Origin of the sequence: Halomonas sp. H10-59 (assembly GCF_040070555.1) — a bacterium.
Taxonomy (GTDB): Bacteria; Pseudomonadota; Gammaproteobacteria; order Pseudomonadales; family Halomonadaceae; genus Halomonas; species Halomonas litopenaei.
In genome coordinates this window covers 2,011,028-2,034,196 of sequence record NZ_CP098828.1, presented here as the reverse complement: position 1 = coordinate 2,034,196, position 23,169 = coordinate 2,011,028, and the positions used below count along the sequence as shown (strand labels likewise).

17 protein-coding genes are annotated in these 23,169 nt (G+C 65.4%); 8 read left to right on the top strand and 9 right to left on the bottom strand.

Going from position 1 to position 23,169, the window contains the following annotated elements:
* Positions 1-103 precede the first annotated feature (103 nt).
* Complete coding sequence (locus NFG57_RS08960) at positions 104-1,978, top strand: glycerophosphodiester phosphodiesterase family protein (RefSeq protein ID WP_045994926.1); 1,875 nt, start codon at positions 104-106, stop codon at positions 1,976-1,978.
* A 70-nt stretch (positions 1,979-2,048) separates the two neighbouring features.
* Here the strand turns inward: NFG57_RS08960 and ggt are convergent, their stop codons facing one another.
* From ggt to ppsA, 3 genes are all read right to left on the bottom strand, one after another.
* Entirely contained in the window at positions 2,049-3,887 is a 1,839-nt protein-coding gene (gene ggt, locus NFG57_RS08955; protein ID WP_348815984.1) for a gamma-glutamyltransferase, read from the bottom strand.
* A 142-nt stretch (positions 3,888-4,029) separates the two neighbouring features.
* Positions 4,030-4,578, bottom strand: a complete 549-nt coding sequence (locus tag NFG57_RS08950) for a hypothetical protein (RefSeq protein ID WP_348815982.1) — start codon at positions 4,576-4,578, stop codon at positions 4,030-4,032.
* A gap of 172 nt (positions 4,579-4,750) precedes the next feature.
* On the bottom strand, positions 4,751-7,123 hold the full coding sequence (ppsA, locus tag NFG57_RS08945; RefSeq protein ID WP_045994922.1) for a phosphoenolpyruvate synthase: 2,373 nt from the start codon (positions 7,121-7,123) through the stop codon (positions 4,751-4,753).
* A gap of 417 nt (positions 7,124-7,540) precedes the next feature.
* Here ppsA and NFG57_RS08940 point away from each other — a divergent pair, with 417 nt between their 5' ends.
* The 5 genes from NFG57_RS08940 to NFG57_RS08920 all read left to right on the top strand — a co-directional run bounded on the left by NFG57_RS08940 (position 7,541) and on the right by NFG57_RS08920 (position 13,732).
* Positions 7,541-8,374 carry a pyruvate, water dikinase regulatory protein gene (locus NFG57_RS08940; protein ID WP_045994921.1) on the top strand — a complete coding sequence of 278 codons (834 nt, stop codon included), beginning with the start codon at positions 7,541-7,543 and terminating at the stop codon, positions 8,372-8,374.
* A gap of 278 nt (positions 8,375-8,652) precedes the next feature.
* Entirely contained in the window at positions 8,653-9,933 is a 1,281-nt protein-coding gene (locus NFG57_RS08935) for an imelysin family protein (protein ID WP_348815981.1), read from the top strand.
* A gap of 127 nt (positions 9,934-10,060) precedes the next feature.
* Positions 10,061-11,491 carry a di-heme oxidoredictase family protein gene (locus NFG57_RS08930; protein ID WP_045994919.1) on the top strand — a complete coding sequence of 477 codons (1,431 nt, stop codon included), beginning with the start codon at positions 10,061-10,063 and terminating at the stop codon, positions 11,489-11,491.
* Complete coding sequence (locus tag NFG57_RS08925; RefSeq protein WP_052704540.1) at positions 11,488-12,618, top strand: imelysin family protein; 1,131 nt, start codon at positions 11,488-11,490, stop codon at positions 12,616-12,618. Before NFG57_RS08930 ends, NFG57_RS08925 begins: the two co-directional genes overlap by 4 nt.
* A 4-nt stretch (positions 12,619-12,622) precedes the next feature.
* Positions 12,623-13,732 (top strand): DUF1513 domain-containing protein, encoded by a 1,110-nt coding sequence (locus tag NFG57_RS08920; RefSeq protein ID WP_239452627.1) that lies wholly within the window; start codon positions 12,623-12,625, stop codon positions 13,730-13,732.
* A 130-nt stretch (positions 13,733-13,862) separates the two neighbouring features.
* Here the strand turns inward: NFG57_RS08920 and NFG57_RS08915 are convergent, their stop codons facing one another.
* The 5 genes from NFG57_RS08915 to NFG57_RS08895 all read right to left on the bottom strand — a co-directional run bounded on the left by NFG57_RS08915 (position 13,863) and on the right by NFG57_RS08895 (position 19,794).
* A complete protein-coding gene (locus NFG57_RS08915) occupies positions 13,863-15,152 on the bottom strand; it encodes a CaiB/BaiF CoA-transferase family protein (protein ID WP_348815979.1) in 1,290 nt (429 codons plus the stop codon).
* Positions 15,153-15,163: 11 nt separating this feature from the next.
* Complete coding sequence (locus NFG57_RS08910) at positions 15,164-16,345, bottom strand: acyl-CoA dehydrogenase (RefSeq protein ID WP_045994918.1); 1,182 nt, start codon at positions 16,343-16,345, stop codon at positions 15,164-15,166.
* 137 nt (positions 16,346-16,482) lie between these two features.
* Positions 16,483-17,391 carry a 3-hydroxyisobutyrate dehydrogenase gene (gene mmsB, locus NFG57_RS08905; RefSeq protein ID WP_045994917.1) on the bottom strand — a complete coding sequence of 303 codons (909 nt, stop codon included), beginning with the start codon at positions 17,389-17,391 and terminating at the stop codon, positions 16,483-16,485.
* Between the two features lie 59 nt (positions 17,392-17,450).
* Positions 17,451-18,578 (bottom strand): enoyl-CoA hydratase/isomerase family protein, encoded by a 1,128-nt coding sequence (locus NFG57_RS08900; protein WP_348815977.1) that lies wholly within the window; start codon positions 18,576-18,578, stop codon positions 17,451-17,453.
* A gap of 49 nt (positions 18,579-18,627) precedes the next feature.
* Entirely contained in the window at positions 18,628-19,794 is a 1,167-nt protein-coding gene (locus NFG57_RS08895; protein WP_348815975.1) for an acyl-CoA dehydrogenase family protein, read from the bottom strand.
* A gap of 305 nt (positions 19,795-20,099) precedes the next feature.
* Here NFG57_RS08895 and NFG57_RS08890 point away from each other — a divergent pair, with 305 nt between their 5' ends.
* On the top strand, positions 20,100-20,555 hold the full coding sequence (locus tag NFG57_RS08890; RefSeq protein WP_083970354.1) for a MerR family DNA-binding transcriptional regulator: 456 nt from the start codon (positions 20,100-20,102) through the stop codon (positions 20,553-20,555).
* 127 nt (positions 20,556-20,682) lie between these two features.
* Complete coding sequence (locus NFG57_RS08885) at positions 20,683-22,419, top strand: AMP-binding protein (protein ID WP_348815973.1); 1,737 nt, start codon at positions 20,683-20,685, stop codon at positions 22,417-22,419.
* Positions 22,420-22,572: 153 nt separating this feature from the next.
* Here NFG57_RS08885 and NFG57_RS08880 read toward each other — a convergent pair whose 3' ends face one another.
* The gene (locus tag NFG57_RS08880; RefSeq protein ID WP_045992365.1) at positions 22,573-23,151 is read right to left on the bottom strand and encodes a hypoxanthine-guanine phosphoribosyltransferase; all 579 of its coding nucleotides are present in this window, start codon (positions 23,149-23,151) and stop codon (positions 22,573-22,575) included.
* Between the last annotated feature and the right edge of the window lie 18 nt (positions 23,152-23,169).

Sequence of the window (23,169 nt, the reverse complement as noted above, 5' to 3'; positions counted from 1 at the left end):
GTCCTGTGACCCCCATCACTGACGCCATCGCCCACGCGGTGGACCCTCGGCGCGCAGCGCCCCCTGCTCCTGCTACCCACGTCCAACGGCACACTTTAGACTCATGACGCTTGCCAGGGATGTCTACACCAGCCTGCATGACCACCTGCGCCCTCTGCTGGCCTACCATCTGCTGTTCACGCTGTTCGCCTCGGCTGCATTGCTGCCGGCCATGGGCTGGCTGCTGGCCGGCTGGCTTTCCCGGGTTGGCCGCCCCCTGGTCACCACGGTGGATGCGGTCGAACTGCTGCTGTCGCCGCTCGGCTTCAGCTGGATCCTCGCCTTTGCCGTCATCCTGCTGACGCTGCTTTACCTGCAGCAGGCCGGGATGATGCTGGTGGCGGTGGAGCGCCAGGGCTCCCACGCGCGCCAGGCCTTGATCGCCCTGTGGCAGAGCCTGCATCGTCTTCCCAGGCTGTTGGGCCTCGCCAGCCTGCAGGTGTCGATTCACCTGCTGGCCCTGACCCTCGTCGCCGCCTGTGCCAGCCTGGTCCACGATTCCCTGCTCGGTCACCTGGATCCCTACTATGTGCGGCGGGTGCGCCCACCGGCCTTCTGGCTCTACACCTCGACCCTGCTTCCGCTGGTCGGACTCTGGGCCGCGCTGGCGGCGCGACTCTACATCCGATGGTGGCTGGCGCTGCCCTGCGTGGTACTGGAGGGTCTCTCGCCTGTCGCAGCGATGCGCCGCAGCTACCAGTTGACCCGGCACCGCCAGGGGGGACTTGCGCGGGTCATCTTTTCGATGCTGGCGGTACTGCTGGTGCTGCCGTCGGCGGTGTCGATCGCCTTCAGCGCCTGGGTCGCCCCCCTCTTGTCGACACTGCCCGAGATCGGCGCGGTGGTCATCACAACCATGCTGCTGGTGGTCACCGCCGCGACCCTGCTGACGCTCAGTGTCGCCTTCGCGGTGATCGTGCTCAACGCCCTGCTGGCGACCTGCCTGTACCTGCGCCGCGCCCATCGACTGCCGCGCCCCGATCCCCCACCGGCTGACGCCCACCCGGGGCGGTTGGCCTGGGCGGTGGAGGTTGGCATCCTGGTATTCGCCGTCTCCCAGGCGTGGCTGATGGTGGAGCGACAGGAGCTCAATGACGAGGTCGAGGTGATCGCCCACCGGGGTAGTTCGGAGGTAGCGCCGGAAAACAGCCTGTCGGCCATCCGCCAGGCCCTGGAAGACGGCGCCGATCAGATCGAAATCGATGTGCGTCTGAGTGCCGACGGCAACGTGGTGCTGAGCCACGATGCCACGCTGCAGCGTCTTGCGGGAGACCCGCGGCGGGTCACCGACCTGAACTGGCAGGAGTTGGCAACGCTGGATGTCGGATCAGGCTTCGGTCATGCCTTCGCCGGCGAACGCCTGGCCAGGCTCGACCAGGCTTTGGCTGCGGTGCGTGGCCGCGCCGACCTGATCATCGAGCTCAAGCCGAGCCGTGGCAAGGAACAGGCGCTGATCGAGGCGGTCGTGGCAGAGCTCGACGCCGAACGCCGCTGGCGCCTGCACTGCCGAGACCAGGCAGAAGACCGCCTGGCGCGCATGATCTGTGGCGATCCCAGGCTATTCGAGACCACTTGGCTTGCGTCCTTGTCGTACCGTCAGATCCACCTGATCGACGCCCAGGAGCCTCGCGCCAGGACACTGCTGCTGGCAGAGTGGGCCCTGCCCGGCAGCCTGCCGCAGCGTCGCTTCGACGGGCTCGGCCTGCGCAACAGCCAGATCGACGATGATCAACTGCGACGCGCCCACCTCAACCAGACGCCGCTCTACGCCTGGACGGTCAACGATCCTGGCCGCATGGCCAGACTTATCGACATGGGCGTGGACGGCATCATCACCGACCGCCCTGAAAGACTCAGCGCGCTGCTGCGCGAACGACGCAGGATGAGCGACGCCGAGCTACTGCTGACCAAGCTGCGCCACTGGCTGGCCGACGACTGAACGAAGAACCCCCGCCCCGGCGGTAGCCGGGAGCGGGGGCAACATCAGTCCGCGGAGCGAATGGCGCGCCTCAGTCGCCCATCACGACGCCTTCACGGCGGGGGTCGGCACCCCCATAGAAGCCGTCTTCGGTGACCTTCAGCGCCTGCAGACCGCTGGTCAACTCGCGAGTCTCGACCTCGTGGCCAAGCCCCCGCAGATCGCTCAGCGTGGCCTCGGGGAAGCGGCCCTGCTCCAGATAGACGGTGCCACCGGTGGTGATCGCATGGGGCAGATCGAGCGCCTGCTGGGCGTCCACACCACGCGTAAGCATGGCATCCAGCGTCTGGGCGGTGTAGTGGATGATCGCCGCGCCTCCGGGAGACCCGAGACTCGCTACCAGCTCGCCGCTCCCACGCTCGAACACCAGCGTCGGACTCATGCTCGAACGCGGCCGCTTGCCGGGCTGCACCCGGTTGGCGATCGGTGTGCCCTGCTCATCCGTCGGCGTGAAGGAAAAGTCGGTCAACTCATTGTTGAGCAGATAGCCGCCATCAAGCTCGCCGCCACCGTTGGCCATGATGCGCGAACCAAACGCCTGCTCGATGCTCGAGGTCATGGCGACCGCCTGACCCCGGGGGTCGACGATGCTGATATGGCTGGTGCCGTGCTCGGGCTGCTGGGGCTGGGAGGCATAGGCGGTCTCCAGCGAACCGGGGTTGCCGGGGCGCGCCTCGCCGCTACCCATGCTCTGCTGCTTGATCAGCTCGGCGCGCTTGGCCAGATAGTCCGGTGCCAGCAGCGTGTTCCAGTCACCGCCGGGGGGTTCGACGAAATCGCTGTCACCGATATAGCGGCCGCGATCGGCAAAGGCCAGGCGCGAGGCCTCGAGAAACGGATGCAGCCAATCCACCGTGGGCACGCCCTCGTGGATGGCGGTCTCGATCTCCGGCAAGGCCTCCATCATGCCGAGTATCTGCATCACGGTCAGGTGTCCCGACGAGGGTGGCGGGAAACCGCAGACCTCCCAGTCACGCCAGGGGGTACACAGCGGCTCACGCTCGAGTGCTGCGTAACCCGCCATGTCCTCGAGACTCAGGGTACCGGGCAGCTCCGGGTGATTCCGCACCCGGGACACCAGATCCTCGGCGAACTCGCCGGTGTGCAATGCAGAGCTGCCCTCCTCGGCCACCTTGGTCAGAATCGCCGCCAGGGCGGGATTGCGCAGGGTCGCTCCCACCTCAAGCGGCTCGCCCTGGTCATCGAAGAAGTAGGCCCCGGCGATCTCGTCCTCGGCAAGGCTTGGCGTCGACACCAGGCTCTGATGCAGACGCGGGCTGATCTCGAAACCTTCCGTGGCCAGGGTGATGGCCGGCGCAAACAGTGACTTCCACGGCAGCTCGCCGTATTCGTCGTGCGCCAGCTCCAGCATCCTCAAGGTACCGGGCACCCCCACCGAACGCCCGCTCTCGACCGCGGTCATGAAGTCGATCGGATCGCCGTCGGCATTCAGAAACAGGGACTCGTCGGCGCCCAATGGGGCCTTTTCACGGCCATCGAAGGCGTGGACCTCTTCCCCGTCGAACAGCATCAGAAAGGAACCACCGCCGATGCCGCTGGACTGGGGTTCCACCAGCGTCAGCACCATCTGCACCGCGATGGCGGCATCGATGGCCGAGCCTCCGGCCTTGATCACCTGATAGCCGGCGTCGGTGGCCAGAGGGTTCGCCGCCGCCACCGCAAAGGACGAGGTCGACCAGCCGGGCTTTTCCTGGTAGCCGGAACTCGATTCCGGCGAGATGTCCGGACGAGCGTATTCAAACCCCTCCTGGGCAAAGGCCGGTGTCGTCAGCAGGCCGGCCAGCAGCAGATTGCCGCAAACGATGGAAGACGCCAGACGCGCCAACCGTGGCGAAGTACGCGATGTCATCACCGCTCCTTTTGTGATGAGTAATACGGGAGAGTCTTGATTGCTTGCTTCAGCATAGGCCTTGAGCGCCGAGACGGCACGCAGGCTCGCTGTGATGTGCGCGTTTCACCGGCATGGTTTACCGCCGACGAGCAGCGCTGACTCATTGCCGGCGCTTGTAGCGATCCAGGCGCCAGCGGCAGAACCGCGAGACCAGTGCCAGCGCCAGCAGCGCCACGGCGGTCACACCGAGCACCGACACCAACTGGTGATAGCCCTCAGGGGTGCTTTCGGCTCTGGCCGCCATGCCCTTCTCGGCCAGGCGTACCACACCGTATATCAACGCCATCAGCAGGCCCAGCGGCAGCGCCGAGCCAAAGCGTGACAGGCCCCGAGTCAATGCCCAGGGAGGCGTAGGCTCCTTGTTCTTGACCGCCTTTGCCGAAGCAGCCTTGCCCCGTGAGGCCCTGGATTCCTGCCTGGGTTCTGACTTGGACTGGGCCTTGTTCGCGGCCTTGCTCGACGCCCTGGTCGGGGCATCGCTGCGACTGCGGCCCCTGGGTCCTGGCTTCGCCTTTTGTGTTGCCGTGCCCGATGACTGACGCCCCCCCAGCAGCCGTCTGAGAGTCCAGCGCCCCAACGACCAGCAGGCCCAGCCCAGGCACAACCCGATGGACAACAGCACGCTGCCCATGACCCACAGATACGTCATCACAAGATCCTGAAAAGAAAAGCTTCCCATGGTGCCAAGTTAGCGGGCACTTGGGGAGCCCCTCGAGGCGATTGAGCGAGTTTCGCACACCCGCTGAACGCAACGACGCCGCGGAAGGTCCGCGGCGTCGACAGGCGGGCGATCGCGTCGCCGTCTCACAGCATGGTAATGCTCAGCCGATGGTCTCGCCGGCCAGCATGAACCAGGTCTCCAGCACCGCGTCCGGGTTCAGTGACACCGAATCGATGCCCTGCTCCATCAGCCACTTGGCCAGTTCCGGATGGTCAGACGGCCCCTGGCCGCAGATCCCCACGTACTTGCCCTTGGCCTTGCAGGCCTGGATCGCCATGGCCAGCAGCTTCTTGACCGCCGGGTTCCGCTCATCGAACAGGTGCGCGACGATACCGGAGTCGCGATCGAGACCGAGGGTCAACTGGGTCAGATCGTTGGAGCCAATGGAGAAGCCGTCGAAGTACTCGAGGAACTCATCGGCCAGCAGAGCGTTGGCCGGCAGCTCGCACATCATGATGACCTTGAGCCCGTTATCGCCGCGCTTGAGGCCATTGGCCGCCAGCAGGTCGACCACTTCACTGGCTTCTTCGGTGGTACGCACGAAGGGAATCATCAGCTCGACGTTGTCGAGGCCCATCTCGTCGCGCACCCGCTTCATCGCCCGACACTCAAGCTCGAAGCACGGCCGGAAGTTCTCGGAGATGTAGCGCGAGGCGCCGCGGAAACCGAGCATCGGGTTCTCTTCACCGGGCTCGTAGAGCTTGCCGCCGATCAGGTTCTCGTACTCGTTGGACTTGAAGTCCGACATTCGCACGATGACCCGCTCCGGATAGAACGCCGCCGCCAGGGTCGAGATACCCTCCACCAGCTTGTCGACGTAGAAGCTGACCGGATCGTCGTAGCCGGCGATACGCAGATCGATGGTCTGCTGCAGTTCGCTGGGCAGGGTGTCGTATTCCAGCAGCGCCTTGGGGTGAACGCCGATCATGCGATTGATGATGAACTCCAGACGCGCCAGGCCGACACCGGCGTTGGGCAGGGTGGAGAAGCTGAAGGCGCGATCCGGGTTGCCCACATTCATCATGATCTTGAACGGGATGTCCGGCATGGCATCGACGCTGGTGACGTTGCGGTCGAACTCCAGCAGACCATCGTAGACGTGGCCGGCATCGCCCTCGGCGCAGGACACGGTGACTTCACGGCCATCGCGCAGCACGTCGGTGGCGTCCCCACAGCCCACCACCGCCGGGATACCCAGTTCGCGGGCGATGATCGCCGCGTGACAGGTGCGCCCGCCACGGTTGGTGACGATGGCAGAAGCGCGCTTCATGATCGGTTCCCAGTCCGGGTCGGTCATGTCGGTGACCAGCACGTCCCCGGCGTTGACCTTGTCCATCTCGTCCGGGCTCAGGATGACCTTGACCGCACCACGACCGATGCGCTGACCGATGGCGCGACCGGTGACCAGGGTGCGCCCCTTCTCCTTGAGCTGGAAGCGCTCCAGCGAGCCGCCCTCCTGCTGGGACACCACGGTCTCGGGACGCGCCTGAACGATGTAGAGCTTTTGATCGTCACCGTCCAGTGCCCACTCGATGTCCATGGGACGGCCGTAGTGCTCTTCGATGGTCATCGCCTGACGCGCCAGCGCCATCACCTGTTCGTCGTTGATGCTGAAACGGCCACGATCGGACAGCGGCACATCCACGGTCTCCACCGACTTGCCGGCGCTGGCATCACCGGTGTAGACCATCTTGATCAGCTTGGAGCCGAGGTTACGCCGCAGCACCGCCGGGCGGCCTGCCGCCAGGGTGGTCTTGTGGACGTAGAACTCATCAGGGTTCACCGCGCCCTGCACCACGGTCTCGCCGAGGCCCCATGACGAGGTCACGAACACCGCATCACGGAAGCCGGACTCGGTGTCCAGGGTGAACATCACGCCGCTGGCCCCGGTCTCGGAGCGCACCATCTTCTGCACGCCGGCGGACAGCGCCACGTTCTCGTGGGCATAGCCACGGTGCACCCGATAGGAAATCGCGCGGTCGTTGAACAAGGACGCGAACACCTCGTGCACCGCCCGCTTGATGTTGTCGTAGCCTTCGATATTGAGGAAGGTTTCCTGCTGGCCGGCGAAGGACGCGTCAGGAAGATCCTCGGCGGTAGCGGAGCTGCGCACCGCCACCTTGAGGTTGGGATGCTTGCCGAGCATCAGCTCGTAGGCTTCACGCAGAGCGGCCTCGAAGGCCGGCGGCAGCGGGGTATCGATGACCCACTGGCGAATCTTGCTGCCGGCCTCGGCAAGGGCATTGACGTCATCGACGTCGAGACGCGCAAGCTCCTGGTTGATTCGATCGTTGAGCCCCTCGTGGGAGAGAAACTCGCGATAGGCTTCGGCGGTGGTGGCGAAACCGCCAGGCACCGTGACGCCGGCGCCGGACAGGTTGGAAATCATCTCGCCCAGGGAAGCATTCTTGCCCCCGACTCGCTCGACGTCGTTCATGCCCAGCTGATCAAACCACAGAATGTACTTGTCCACGTGACCCCCTTGGATGTCGACGACCTCGTCCGTGACGCGCCGTCATGACTGGATGCTGGCGACTCTATCAGCGCCTCGCCATATTCGCCATTGGTCTAAGAGCGAAGTCACTGGAGGATTTTTACAACACCCGGGGGAAATCGACGATTCCTGTAGTCAGCGCCCTGACGCCGCTATGGAGGTCTCCGCCAGGGCGTGCAAATCATGACGTCGGATGCTGGCGTCAAAGTACCTGAAAGGCGCGCGAATGCTTGGCTCGGCCCCACCGCCAGGCCCCGTTTCAGAGGCTGATCGAAAGCCAGCCTATCTTGTAGTCGGGGACGCCTGTGCCGCCTTAGGTTTACTTTGGAACAGCGACAACTTGTCTCACCGCAGTGGTAAACGGACAATGCCATCACTGTCTTCAAGGGAATCGTCATGACCCGAACCGCCTTCTTCATTTCCGACGGCACCGGCATCACCGCCGAGAGCCTGGGCCGCAGCCTGCTGGCCCAGTTCGAGAACGTCGACATCCGCAAGCTGACCAAGCCCTACATCGACACCATCGAGAAGGCGCGCTCGCTGGTCAGCATCATCGAGGCCACCGCCGTGCGCGACGGCGTGCAGCCGATCATCATCGACACCATCGTCGACGAGAAGATCCGCGCGGTGATTCGCCAGGCACCGGGTTTCAAGGTCGACATCTTCTCGACCTTCCTCGAGCCGCTGGAGCGCGAGCTGGACACCCACTCCTCCTACAGCGTCGGGCGTACCCACGCCATCTCCAGCGACGATGTCTATATGGACCGCATCCACTCGGTACACTTCGCCCTCGACAACGACGACGGCGCCCGTACCCACCAGTACGACCAGGCGGATGTCATCCTGGTCGGGGTGTCACGCTGCGGCAAGACGCCGACCTCGCTGTACCTGGCGCTGCAGTTCGGGGTGCGCGCGGCCAACTATCCGCTGACCGAAGACGACCAGGACGACAGCGGCACCCTGAAGCTGCCGCCGGTACTGGCCAAGCAGCGCCACAAGCTGTTCGGCCTGACCATCGACCCGCGCAGGCTTGCCGCCATCCGCCACGAACGTCGCCCCAACAGCCGCTACAGCAGCATGGACCAGTGCATGCAGGAGGTCGCCCAGGCCGAATCCATGTTCCGCCAGCTGCATATCCCCTTTATCGATGCCACCCGCTTCTCGGTGGAGGAAATCTCCACCCGCATGATCGCCGAGACCGGCATCAACCGCCGCTTCTCACCGCGCTGACGCCCGCCTGCGTCCGCCGGTCCATGGCGGGAAGGTGCCTCCTTTCCGCCATCTCCCGGTCGAGTCGCTGCCCCTGCTCGGCTGCACCGCAGCGCAGGGTCCGTGGGCTTGGGCATAGGGCTGAGTCACCAGGCTCCGGACCGTTCCAGCGCACCCAGCGACTTGCAATGATAGTCAATCTCGTTACTATTTCTTTCCGTATTGGACTCCCCGGCGCAGCCATCCCTTACCTGTCGTCGCCGCGCAAGAATAACCGCCCTGAGAAAAGGTAACGCCCCATGATCTCCCGTCTCGTCCGCCGTCCCCTGGCGCTTGCCATTGCCGCCAGTGCCCTTGTCGTGTCTAGCCACGTCGCCGCCGAAGACGTTACCGCCAAGGCGGTGGTGAGCCACTACACCGATCTCGCCCACACCACCTATAGCGACGCACTGAAGACGGCCAAGGCGCTGGACGAGGCCATCGACAGCCTGCTGGCCGCGCCGACCCCCGAGACCCTGGCCGCGGCCAAGAAGGCCTGGCGTGAAGCGCGGGTACCCTACCAGCAGAGTGAAGTCTTCCGCTTCGGCAACGCCATCGTCGACGACTGGGAAGGCCAGCTCAACGCCTGGCCGCTGGACGAAGGCATGATCGACTACGTCGCTCAGGACGGCTACCAGCACGAGCTGGGCAACGCCGGCGCTACCGCCAACATCATTGCCTCCGAGCGCATCAACGTCGGCGGCGAAGAGATCGACGTCAGTACCCTGAGCCCGGAGCTGCTGGCCGAGCTCAACGAGATCGGCGGCTCCGAGGCCAACGTGGCCACCGGCTACCACGCCATCGAGTTTCTGCTGTGGGGCCAGGATCAGCACGGCTACGAGGCCGGCGCCGGCGAACGCCCCGCCAGCGACTTCGCCCAGGGCGAAGACTGCAGCAACGGCCACTGCGACCGCCGCCGGGCCTATCTGAAGGCAGCCAGTCAGCTGTTGATCAACGATCTGGAATGGATGGTCGCCCAGTGGGCGCCGGTAGACGGCGACAACTACCGCAGCGAACTGACCGCGCAACCGGCTGAAGAAGGCCTGCGCCGCATCCTCTTCGGCATGGGCTCACTGTCACTGGGGGAGCTCGCCGGTGAGCGCATGAAGGTCGCGCTGGAGGCCAACTCCTACGAGGACGAGCACGACTGCTTCAGCGACAACACTCATAACTCGCACTACTACAACGGTCAGGGCATCCAGAACGTCTACACCGGCAGCTACCAGCGCATCGACGGCACCACCCTGGAAGGCCCGGGCGTGGAAGCCCTGCTGGCCCAGCGCGACAGCGAGCTGGCCCAGACCCTGGAGCAGCAGATCGAGGCCTCCATGGACGCGCTCGGCACCCTCAAGGAGACCGCCGAGCTCAGCGACTCGCCGATGACCTTCGACATGATGATCGCACCGAGCAATGATCAAGGCGCCGCCATCGTCAACGATGCCATCCTGGCGCTGGTCACCCAGACCGGCTCCATCGAGCAGGCCGCAGGCGAACTGGGTGTCACCTCGCTGCAGCCCGACGACGCCGGTCATACTTTCTGACCCCGTCACTGGCCCCCGCTTGATCCAGATCAGGTGATAACGCCTTGGCGGATGATGCAATGAGAGTCATTCGCCCCAAGAAGCCGCACGGCCCGCGTGCGGCTCACCTGTTTCAAGGAAACGCCTGATGCGTCAATTTCCGTCGCTCCCCCCTGCTCTGTCAGCGTTGCTGGCGGCCCTCGTCATCAGCGCGCCGGTCAGCGCAAACGACGAGCCAGCCGGCGAGCCGCCCATCCAGAACGACCCACGCTCGGGTGGCGAAGGCTCGGTCAGCCAGTTCGACCACAACGCCTACTCGCTGCCCCTTGGCAACATGAGCATGACCAAGCGCCTTGACTTCAGCGTCGGCAACAGCTTTTTCCGCAACCCCTGGGTGGTGGCACCGGCCAGCACCGATGCCCGTGACGGCCTCGGACCACTGATCAACACCAACAGCTGCCAGGGCTGCCATATCAAGGACGGCCGCGGTCACCCTCCGGCCCCTGGCGAGGCGCCGGTGTCACTGTTCCTGCGCCTGTCGCTGCCCGCCGAAAGCGACGAGGATCATGACATCGTACGGCGCACCGGCGCCGTTCCGGTGCCCCACTACGGGCGCCAGCTTCAGACCGCGGCGATTCCCGGCGCCACGCCGGAAGCCGACATGGTACGCACCCTCGAGGATCGCGAGATCAGCTTCGACGACGGACACCGCGTGGTGCTCACGGCGCCCGTCTATTCCATCGAGAACCCCGCCTACGGGGAGTTGCCCGAGAATCTGCTGACCTCCCCCCGGGTCGCCCCGCCGATGATCGGCCTGGGCCTGCTCGAGGTGGTCGACGAGGCGCAGATCCTGGCCTGGGCGGATGAGCAGGACGTCGACGGCGATGGCATCTCGGGCCGGCCAAACCGGGTGTGGGACGTGCGCCAGCAGACCACCGTGCTGGGACGGTTCGGCTGGAAGGCCGGTGAGCCCACGGTGGAGCAGCAGAGCCTGCACGCCTTTGCCGGCGACATGGGCCTGACCTCGCGCCTGGCCGCGAACACCGACTGCATGCCGGGCCAGGGCTGCGAGGACTTCCCCGATGGCGGCGATCCCGAAGTCAGCGACGAGGTCGCCGACTTCATCACCTTCTACGCCTCGAGCCTGGCCGTACCCGAGCGACGCGACATGGATTCGCCAGACGTCCAGTCCGGCGCCCGTCACTTCAACACCCTGGGTTGCGCCAGCTGTCATCGCCCGTCGCTGACCACGCCGGAAGACACCGAGCGCGCCGAATTGGCCGGACAGACCCTGTGGGCCTACACCGACATGCTGCTGCACGACATGGGCGAGGGCCTCGCCGACGGTCGCCCCGAGTACCAGGCCGACGGTAATGAGTGGCGCACCCCGCCGCTGTGGGGTCTCGGCCTGGCCCAGAGCGTCAATCCCCAGGCTGGCTTCCTGCACGACGGACGGGCTCGCACCCTGGAAGAAGCGATCCTGTGGCACGCCGGTGAAGCTGACGCTTCACGAGATGCCTACAAGGCGCTCGAGGCCCACGAGCGCCAACAACTACTGGACTTCCTGAACTCCCTATGACGACTTCTCCACGACACTCGGGCAGCGCCCTGGCAGCCGCCCTGCTGCTGGCGACCGCCGGCTTGACGCTGGGTGGGCCCGGGACGGCCCTGGCCCAGGGGTCCTCTGACACCAACACTGACGCCAGCGCTGACACTGCGCACGATGCAGAGAACGAAAGCACCCCGCGCAGCGTCTGGCATCACGATATCGGGCTTGGCTATCGGCAACTGGCGAGCCGGACTCAGGCACTGGCCGAACGCCTGAAGGCGAGCTGCGGCGAGGCCGAGGCTGACCGCCCGGCGCTGCGCAGTGAGTGGCTTGCGGCCTACCAGGCCTGGCAAGCGGTGCGCTTTGTCGACTTTGGGCCGATCGAGGTGGACAGCCGTGCCTGGCAGCTCCAGTTCTGGCCCGACGCCAAGAATCTTGTGGGCACCCGCGTCGGCGCCAGGCTACGCCAGGACGCCCCCGTCAGCGCCGATGACATCGCCGAGGCCGGTGTTGCCGAGCAGGGCTTCCCGGCGCTGGAAGTGCTGCTCTACGACGACGTCATGGCCAGCCGCTCGCTGGGCGACCCCCTGCCCTGCGCCCTGGCTGGGGCCATCGGCAGCCACCTGGTCGCCGTCAGCGACGCCGTGGTTGCCGACTGGCAGGCCTTTGCGCCGCACTACCTGGCCACCGACAGCTACAACGAGGCGACCCTGCACGGTGCGATGCAGTCTCTCGAGATTCTGGAGGACAAGCGCCTCGGCGAGCCGCTCGGCTTGATGGGCGCCGCACCCAACGCCTATCGCGCAGAAGCCTGGCGCAGTGGCCAGTCGGTGGCCCTGGCGGCCGCCAGCCTGGCGGGCCTGCAGCAGTACTTCCAGCCGGGCCTTGCGACCTGGCTGGATCAGGCCGGCCATGCCGAGCTGGGCGACGCCTTTGCTCGCCAGCTGGAGGACACGCTCGATCAGGCCGAGGCGATCGACACCGGTATCGTCGACGTGCTGGACGAACATGCCGAAGGCGATTCCAGCTCCCCGGCAGCACAACAAGAACTGGCGACCCTCTACCTGGAGGTGGCCCAGCTGCGGGCGCTGCTCGATGATCAGATCGCCCCCGCCCTGGGGGTGGTCAAGGGCTTCAATTCCAGCGACGGAGACTGACCCGGTGGCGTCACTTCCTTCTCTGTCCCGGCGGAGCCTGCTCAAGGCGTCGCTGCTGGGACTGGCCGCCACCGGCCTGCCGGCCAGTCTGTGGGCGCTGGACGATGATGGCCGCCGGCAGTGGTACTTCAGCGCGGTGGACGACAGCGACGGTGGACACCACCTGGCAGGGCTGCGCCGCGACGGCGCTGGTCACTTTCTGCTGCCGAGCCCGGAGCGCTGCCACGGCGGCTGCCTCAGACCAGGCCGGGACGAGGTAGTACTGTTCGCTCGACGGCCAGGCCAACGCTTCCATGTGCTCGACGCCAGGCGCCAGGCATCGACACTCGAGATCAGCGCAGGACAGGGCCGGCACTTCTACGGCCACGGCGTGTTTGACCCGAGCGGTCGCTGGCTCTACGTCACCGCCAATCGCATCGACGACGCCATGGGGCTGGTTCAGGTGCACGACGCCGAGCAAGGCTACCGGCATGTGGGCGACCACCTTCTCGACGGCATCGGTCCCCACGAAGTCGGCCTGATGCCCGATGGCGAGACCCTGGTGGTGGCGCTGGGCGGTATCCGCACCCATCCCGACAGCGGGCGGGCCAAGCTCAACCTCTCGGACATGGACCCCGCCCTGCTGCTGCTCGATCGCCATAGCGGCGAGATCCTCGAACGCCATCGGCCATCCCACCACCAGCTGAGCTGTCGCCATCTGGACATCGCCCCCGACGGTACCGTCGTCGCCGGCTACCAGTTCCAGGGCCCCGAGTGGGAGACCGACCACCCGCTGATCGCCAGGCGCGCACCGGACGGCAGCTTCAGCGAGCAGGTGCTGCCTTCGCCCCTGCAAGGGCGTCTGGCCCAGTACACCGCCAGCGTGGCGGCCAGCCAGGTGCGCCCGAGTGCGGCGATTTCCGCCCCACGAGGCAACAAGGTGCTGGTGCTGGGCAGGAACACCGGCGAGCTGCTGGCACAGTTCGATATCGTGGACGCGGCAGGCGTTCGCTGCGACGGCGCCGGAGGCTATCTGGTCACCACCGGCGGTGGCGAGGTCCACCGTATCGACGATGGCGGCCGCCATTACCAACTGGCCGCCTTGCCGCTGCGCTGGGACAACCATCTGACCTGATCACCACCCGCGGGTTATCGGCCATCGGGCCGTCGACCAGGGCATCGCCCCTGGCATCGACGACCGCGCCAACAACACGGCCAGGCCCCTTCGGGCCTGGCCGTTGTGCACTCAAGTACTGCTGGGGGGCTTAGCGGATGATGCCTTCCCTGCGCAGCCGCTCAATATCGGACGCCGACAGCCCCATCTCGGCCAGCACCCTGTCGCTGTGCTCACCAAGGCGTGGTGGCGCGGAATCGGCGGTGGCACTGGCCCCATCGAAGCGCAGCGGGTTGGCGACCTGGGGTACGCCGTCGATTTCCCGGGCCATGCCACGGTGACGCACCTGAGGATCGGCGAACACTTCCGGCAAGGTATGGATGGGCCCTGCCGGTATCCCCCGGGCCTCGCATTCGGCGAGCCAGTGATCGCGCTCGCCACCGCTCAGAATGCCCTGGATCAAGGCCACCAGATCCTGGCGATGGGCGACCCGTCCTTCGTTGGTGGCGTAGTCGCCTTCGGCCCATTCGGGGTGCCCGAGCAGCTCAGCCAGGCGGGCGAACTGGGCGTCGTTGCCCACGGTGAGCACCAGATGACCATCGCGGCAGGCGAACGCCTGGTAGGGCACGATATTCGGATGAGCATTGCCGAAGCGCTGCGGTGCCACACCGCTGACCAGGGTGTTGAGCGCCTGGTTGGCCAGGGTCGCCACCTGAACGTCGAGCAGCGCCAGGTCCACGTGGCTGCCCTCACCGGTCTCGCGCCGGCGATGCAATGCCGCCAGCACCCCGACGGTGGCATAAAGCCCGGTCATCACGTCGGTGATCGCCACTCCGGTCTTCATCGGCATGCCATCGGCGTCGCCGGTCAGACTCATCAAGCCGCCCATGGCCTGAATCATGAAGTCGTAGCCTGCCCGGTGGGCGTAGGGGCCGGTCTGGCCAAAGCCGGTGATGGAACACACCACCAGCGCCGGATTGATCTCTCGCAGCGAGGCAGCGTCGAGGCCATAGCGAGCTAGCCCGCCGACCTTGAAATTCTCGAGCACGATGTCGGCGCCCTTGGCCAACGCCTTGATCAGGCGCTGGCCATCCGCGCTTGCGATGTCCACCGCCAACGACTGCTTGGCACGATTGGCGCAGAGGTAATAGGCGGCCTGGCGTTCGACGGCATCACCGTCGATCGGCTCGCCCTGATGCCAGGGCGGCCCCCAGCCGCGGGTGTCATCGCCACGACCGGGGTGCTCGATCTTGATCACCCGAGCGCCGAGGTCGCCGAGCAGCTGGCCGCACCAGGGGCCGGCCAGCACCCGCGACATGTCCAGCACGGTAACCCCCTCGAGCGGCCTGGCGGCGCTGGCAGCTTGCGCGCTCTTGCCTGGACCGCTACCGCCTGCCGTATTGCCGGCGCCGGCCTCCGCTGAGCTGTCTGCCTGGGGCATGGCGGTGTCACTCACCCGGTGAAGGCCTGCAGGCCGGTCTGGGCACGCCCGAGGATCAGGGCATGCACATCGTGGGTGCCTTCGTAGGTGTTGACCGCCTCGAGGTTCATGACGTGACGGATGACGTGGTACTCGTCGCTGATGCCGTTGCCGCCATGCATGTCCCGGGCGACCCGGGCGATATCCAGCGCCTTGCCACAGTTATTGCGCTTGATCAGCGAAATCGCCTCGGGCACCAGTTGGCCGTCGTCGATCATCCGCCCCACCCGCAGCGACGCCTGCAGGCCCAGGGCGATCTCGGTCTGCATGTCGGCGAGCTTCTTCTGGATCAGCTGATTGGCGGCCAGCGGGCGGCCGAACTGCTTGCGCTCCATGGTGTAGTCACGTGCGGCGTGCCAGCAGGCCTCGGCGGCGCCCATGGCACCCCAGCTGATGCCGTAACGGGCGCGGTTGAGACAGGAGAAAGGCCCCTTCAGGCCCTGCACCCCAGGCAGACGCTGGTCGTCGGAGACCTCGACGTCCTGGATCGCGATCTGGCCGGTGATGGAGGCGCGCAGGCTGAACTTGCCCTCGATCTTGGGCGCACTGAGGCCAGGCATGCCCTTCTCAAGCACGAAGCCGCGGACCACCCCCTCCTCGTCCCGCGCCCAGACCACGAAGACGTCAGCGATCGGCGAGTTGGTGATCCAGGTCTTGGTGCCGTTCAGGCGCCAGCCGGAGTCGGTGCGATAGGCCCGGGTCGACATGCTGCCGGGATCGGAGCCGTGGTCCGGCTCGGTCAGACCGAAGCAGCCCACCCACTCACCACTGGCAAGCTTCGGCAGGTAGCGATCGCGCTGGGCGTCGCTGCCGAAGGCGTGGATCGGGTACATGACCAGGCTCGACTGCACGCTCATGGCGCTGCGATAGCCGGAATCGACCCGCTCGACCTCACGGGCGATCAGGCCGTAGCTGACGTAGTTCATGCCGGCGCAGCCGTAGCCATCGATGGTGGCGCCGAGCAGTCCAAGCTCCCCCATCTCGTTCATGATCTCGCGATCGAAGCGCTCGTGACGGTTGGCCTCGAGCACCCGGGGAAGCAGCTTTTCCTGGCAGTAGTCGTGGGCGGTCTGCTGGACCATACGCTCTTCCTCGTCGAGTTGATCGACGAGGCGGAAGGGATCTTCCCAGGTAACGGGGGTGATGCTGGTCATGGCGGGGGCTCCAGAATTTCTACATTTTCACCAAATGTAGACCTAGCGGTCAGTCTTGCCAACCCCCACCTTGGTCGAGCGATGACGAATCACGGACCTCGACGTCGAACGACGAGGCCCGAACGTCGTCAGCCAGGCTATTGGCCGGACGACTCGCCGGCCCGGTACAGCGACTGGATGCTGGAAAAATCCAGACCGCCGTTGCCTTGGGCGCTGTGCAGCGCAAACAGGTTGCGCGCCTGGGAACCCATCGGCACGCTGGCGCGGGACTCAAGCGCCAGCTCCCAGGCAAGCCCCAGGTCCTTGGCCATCAGGTCGGTCAAGAAGCCACCCTGATAGTCACGTGAGGCGGCGGAACCCTCCATCACCCCGGGCCAGGGGTTGTAGACGTTCAATGCCCAGTTGCCGCCGCTGCTCTGCTTCATGATCTCCGACAGCACGGCCGGATCCATGCCGTTCTTGACCCCGAGAGACAGCGCCTCGGCGGTACCGCTCATCAGGATACCAAGCAGCATGTTGTTGCAGATCTTGGCCACCTGGCCGCTGCCACTGGGGCCTGCGTGGAACAGGTTCTTGCCCATGGCCTCGAGTACCGGACGGGCCTGCTCGTAGGCGTCGGCGTCGCCACCGACGATAAAGGTCAGGGTGCCGGCCTTGGCGCCCCCGATACCGCCGGACACCGGCGCATCGAGGTAGGCCAGACCACGCTTGGCGGCCTCGCCCGCCACCAGCCGGGCATCGTCTGGCGAAATGGTGGAGGCATCGAGCAGCAAGGGCCGCGACGAGAGCTGGTCAAGCAGTCCCTCGGCACCGTCACGGCCGAGGTACAGCGCCTTGACGTGCGCCCCCGCCGGCAGCATGGAGACCACCACCTCGGCGCCTTCGGCGGCCTCCAGGGCGGAACTCGCCCGACTCGCGCCCTGCTCTTCAAGCGTCGCCATGGCCGACTCGACCAGGTCGAAGACCCGCACCTGGTGGCCCGCGCCGACCAGATTGGCGGCCATCGGCGCGCCCATGTTGCCAAGGCCGATAAAGGCGATTTGCATAAGATGTCTCCTGGCTATCTAACGAATTGTGATTGTTGTGCTGGCGCGTCAAGCGGCGATCAAAGGTCGTCGAGTGGCCCGGGACCGTTGCCCCAGGGGGCACCGAACATCGCCGCCAGATCGGCGCTGCCTACGCTTGCGACGTCTCGATGCCGCCACTGCGGTGACTTGTCCTTGTCGATCAACAGCGCGCGCACTCCCTCGGCGAAGTCACCCAGCACGTTGCACTGGATCGACACCACCAGCTCGTCGCGGAAGGCGTCGGCCAGCGAGGAGTGGCGATGTCGCTCGAGCATCCGCCAGGCCAGGTGCGCGGTCAGTGGACAGCCCTTCTCGAGTCGTGCGCGATTGGCCGAAAGCCAGTCATCGTCGCGACCATCGCCCAGGATGGCAGCCACGGCGTCCTCCACGCGGCCCTTGAGGGTCAGCGAGGTGATGTGATCCAGCTGAGGCCAGACCTGCGCCTCGGGGGCCTTCTCCGGCGCCTCGAATTCACCGAGTACGTCGCACACAAGCGCCTCGGCGTCATCCACGTGGCCGGGGGCGAAGTGGCAGCCGCAGAGTCGCGCCAGCAGCTCGTCGCGCCGCTCGCGCGGCACGAAACGATCCGCCATGCCCAGGTCAAGGGCGTCCCTGGCGTTGATGCTGGCACCGGTAAGGCCCAGGTAGAGCCCGACCCCCGGCGGCATCTTGTTGAGAAACCAGCTGGCCCCGATATCCGGATACAGACCGATGGTGATCTCCGGCATGGCGATCCGAGTGGTCTCGGTCACCAGGCGATGCCGACCACCGGCGGTCAGGCCGAGCCCACCGCCCATGACGATACCGTCTGCCCACACCAGCAACGGCTTGGGATAGGTATGCAGCCGATAGTCGAGGCGATACTCGGCAGAAAAGTAGTGGCTAGCATAGCTGCCGACACCGCGCCCGGCCTCCTGCTCGCGCTTGAGCTCTCGCACCAGCGCCACCACATCGCCACCGGCGCAGAAGGCCTTGTCCCCCTCACCGTCAAGCCATACCGCGTGAACATCGGGGTCCTGGGCCCACTCCTCGAGTTTTTCGTCGAGCAGCTCGATCATCTCGAGCGACAAGGCGTTCAAGGCCTTGGGCGCGTTCAGGGTGGCGATACCGATGCAACCGCCGCCAGCCGCCGGGCGGCGTTCGAATCTGACCAGGTCGTGACTCATTGTTTGGCTCCTTGCACTCTTTTCCATACGCTGTCTGTTCACTCCGACGTCACTGCAGCGATTCGACCACGCCGTCGGCGAGCAGGCGACGACCGACGATCAGGCGCATGATCTCGTTGGTCCCCTCGAGAATCTGGTGCACCCGGGTATCGCGGACCAGGCGCTCCAGCGGGTACTCACGAATGTAACCGTAGCCCCCGTGGAGTTGCAGTGCCTCGTTGCAGACCTTGAAGCCGATGTCCGTGGCAAAGCGCTTGGCCATGGCGCAGTGGGCGGTCGCCTCGGGATCGCCCTGGTCCAGCCGCCAGGCGGCCTGGCGCACCATCAGACGGGCCGCCATCAATTCCGTGGCCATGTCGGCGAGACGGAACTGCAGCGCCTGAAAGGACGACAGCTCGCGACCGAATTGCTTGCGCTCGCCGAGGTAGTCGCGCGCCAGGGTCAGCGCATGCTGGGCCGCCCCCAACGAACAGCTGGCGATATTGAGACGGCCACCGTCCAGCCCCTTCATGGCAAACCGGAAACCCTCGCCCTCTTCACCCAGACGATGGTCGGCGGCCACCCGCACACCATCGAAGCTGACCAGTCGAGTCGGCTGGCTCTTCCAGCCCATCTTGTCCTCGTTCTTGCCATAGCTGACGCCCTCGGCGTCCGCCGGTACCACAAAGGCCGAGACGCCACGGGCGCCGCTGTCCGGCTCACCGGTGCGCGCCATCACCACCAGCACCTCGGTGGAACCGGCACCGGAGATGAACATCTTGGCCCCATCGATGACATAATCATCACCGTCTCGCACGGCCTTGGTACGCAGATTGGCGGCATCCGAACCGGCACCGGGTTCGGTCAGGCAATAGGAACCGAGCCACTCACCACTGACCATGGCCTCGACGTAGCGATCACGGACGCCGTCGGTGGCCCAGTTGGCAATCATCCAGGTGACCATGTTGTGGATGGTCAGGTAGGCGGTGGTGGCGATACAGCCCTGCGACAGCTGCTCGAAGATCAGCGACGCATCCAGGCGCGAGAGCCCCAGACCGCCGTGTTCTTCCGGGGTATAGATCCCCAGAAAGCCCGCTTCGCCGGCACGCCGGATGACGTCCAGCGGAAAGTGCGACGTGGCGTCCCACTCGGCGGCGTGATCCTTGAGTTCGACTCGGGCAAAGTCGGCGGCGGCGTCGACCAGGGCCTTCTGATCGTCGGTAAGGGATAAGTCCATGGTGGCATCCTCATGTTCAAGACGTCGATGGCGAGCCAGACAGCGAGTCGGACAGCGAACCGTTCGGCTGGCCATTCAGCCGGCCGGGCGGCTTCCCCGCCATGCAATGGGACCCAACCTAGCACTTGCTCGGTTTTCGACCTATCAACCCATAGTCGTACACGGCGCTGCGGCCCTGAACACCGGGGCGCCTTGCCCAGGCGAGGGTCAATTTCGCTACATCCACTTTACGTTAACGTAAACTTTGACTAGTGTCTTTTCCAAGGACCCCGCCGCGTCGGGTCCTCCCAACAGGACAGAGCATCATGAGCAAAACCGCCAGCGCCAACCGCGCCTCAGGCTCCTCCAGCGAAGCTCGCCAGCCCACCGCGATCTCCCGCACCTACAGTATCGGAGAGCTGGCCAAGATGTTCGAGGTGACGCCTCGGACTATCCGCTTCTATGAGCAGGAAGGGCTGTTGGCGCCCCGACGCCAGGGTCAGAAGCGCATCTATCGCGAGAAGGATCGGGTGCGCCTGAAACTGACGCTCAGAGGCAAGCGGCTCGGGTTCTCGCTGGCCGAGATACGCGAGGTGGTGATGATGTACGACGCCATGCCGGACGGAAACGCCCGCCAGCTCAAGCGTCTACTCGAGATCATCGCCGAGAAGCGTGCCGAGCTCGACCGTCAGCTCGAGGATATCCGCCTGATGCGCCTCGAGATGGACGATGTCGACCGGCGAGCCCGGGACGCCCTGGGTCAGCTCGGCGAGAAGGGCTAGCTCCCGTCCTCCACGACTGGCTGCTGGTCCCTCGCCTGCTGCGACACCCTGACTGCCAATGCTCTGCCCCGAACAATGACAACACCCTGCCCCACGGCAATCACCAGACGACAAGACGAGAGCCACGATGACACGCCAGTCTGCTTCCTCTCCCGATCTCGCTCCCTCGACCGCGCCCTCACCCTCGAGCGTGAGCTACGTCAGCGGCATCAGTGACCTGCCCCTGAAGGGCCAGACCATCGGTGACTGCTTCGACGAAACGGTATCCCGCTTCCCCGACCAGGACGCCTTGATCAGCCGCCACCAGGGGCTACGCTATCGTTGGCGCGAGCTCCAGGACGAGGTGAACCAGGCGGCCCGCGCGCTGCTGGCCATGGGCGTCAAGAAAGGCGACCGGGTGGGCATCTGGTCACCAAACTGCGCTGAATGGACGATCACCCAGTTCGCCACCGCCAAGATCGGCGCCATCCTGGTCAACATCAATCCGAGTTACCGCACCCATGAGCTCGACTACGCGCTCAAGCAGTCGGGCACCTCGACGCTGATCCTCCAGGGCAGCTTCAAGACATCGGACTACGTGGCCACCCTGGCGGAGCTTGCCCCGGAGCTCAACGACGTCCAGGGGGCTGGCCCGCTCAAACTGGCCGGACTGCCCGAGCTCAAGCGTGTCATCTGCCTCGACTCGGCCAAGACCCTGCCAGGCATGCTGGCCTGGGAGCGCATCTTCGAGCGCAGCGACGAAGTCAGCGCCGAGGAACTGGCCGAGGTGCAGTCAGGTCTGCAGTTCGACGAGCCGATCAACATCCAGTACACCTCCGGCACCACCGGTGCGCCCAAGGGCGCCACCCTGTCCCACCACAACATCCTCAACAACGGCATGTTCGTGGCCAGGGCAATGAACCTGACCGATCAGGACCGCATGGTGATTCCGGTACCGCTTTACCATTGCTTCGGCATGGTGATGGGTAACCTGGGCTGTGTGACCCACGGCGCCACCATGATCTACCCCGCCGACGGCTTCGACCCCGAGACCACCCTGGCAGCGGTGGCGGAAGAAAAGGCCACCACGCTGTACGGTGTCCCCACCATGTTCATCGCAGAGCTCGAGCATCCGGACTTCGACAGCTACGATCTGTCGTCGCTGCGTACCGGGATCATGGCAGGCTCCATCTGCCCGATCGAGGTGATGCGCCGGGTCATCGACCAGATGAACATGCAGGACGTGACCATCTGCTACGGCATGACCGAAACCAGCCCGGTCAGCTTCCAGACCACCACCGATGCCCCGCTGGACAAGCGCGTCACCACGGTGGGCACCATCCACCCGCATCTGGAGGTCAAGCTGGTGCATCCGGAAAGCGGCGCGGTGGTTCCGAAGGGCGAGACCGGCGAGCTGTGCACCCGTGGCTACAGCGTGATGCTCGGCTACTGGAACAACGAGGAAGCCACCGCCAAGGCCATCGACAACGCCGGCTGGATGCATACCGGCGATCTAGCGACCATGGACGATGAAGGCTATGTGGCCATCGTCGGGCGTATCAAGGACATGATCATCCGCGGTGGCGAGAACATCTACCCCCGCGAGATCGAGGACTTCCTCTACACCCATCCCGCCATCTCCGACGTCCAGGTCATCGGTGTACCCGACCAGAAGTACGGCGAGGAGGTCATGGCCTGGGTCAAGCTCAGCGAAGGCGAACAGCTCGACGAGGAAGCACTCAAGGCCTTCTGCAAGGGCAAGATCGCGCACTACAAGGTGCCGCGCTACGTCAAGTTCGTCGATGAGTTCCCGATGACCGTCACCGGCAAGGTGCAGAAGTTCAAGATGCGTGAGGAAGCGACCCACGAACTTGGACTGGCCTGAGTCCTGAATAGCAGGACCTGAAAGCCAAGAACTTGAAAGCCAAGGTCCTGGCTTACCTGGTACCCAAAAACAGAAGCGCCCCGGAGGGTATCCCCGGGGCGCTTCTGGTATCGCTGAAGCCGGACACTGGCGGTCGGTCTTGCCCTTACCTTTTTACATCCCCTTCGGCGCAAAGATGCCGGGGGCGTTACGCCAATAGCCCTTAATGTCCATCCCGAAACCAAAGACATAGCGGTCAGCGACCTCCAGGCTGCAGTAATCGGCCTTGAGGCCAGGCACTGCCTTGCGGTCGTGGTTCTTGTCCACCAGCACCGCGGTGGAGATGCTCTTGGCGCCGGCCTCGCGGCAATAGTCGAGGATGGCCGCCAGGGTGGCACCTTCGTCGAGGATATCGTCGACGATCACCACATGACGTCCGGCCATGGGGATCTCCGGCGAGACACGCCAGAACAGCTCGCCCCCTCGGGTCTTGCCGCGATAGCGAGTGGCGTGCAGGTAGTCCACCTCCAGCGGAAAGCCCAGACGCGGCAGCAGGTGACCGGTCGTGATCAAGCCACCGTTCATTACGCAGTAGAACACCGGCAGTTCATCGCCGAGATCCCGGGTAATCTCCTCGGCCATGCGATCGAGCGCACGCTCGACTTCATCATGGCTGATCAGGCAATCCGCAGTGTCCATCACCTCACGCATATCGTCACGTGAAGCGCTATGGGCAGGGTCCAGTTTCGGCATAACAGTCAACTCGTTTCA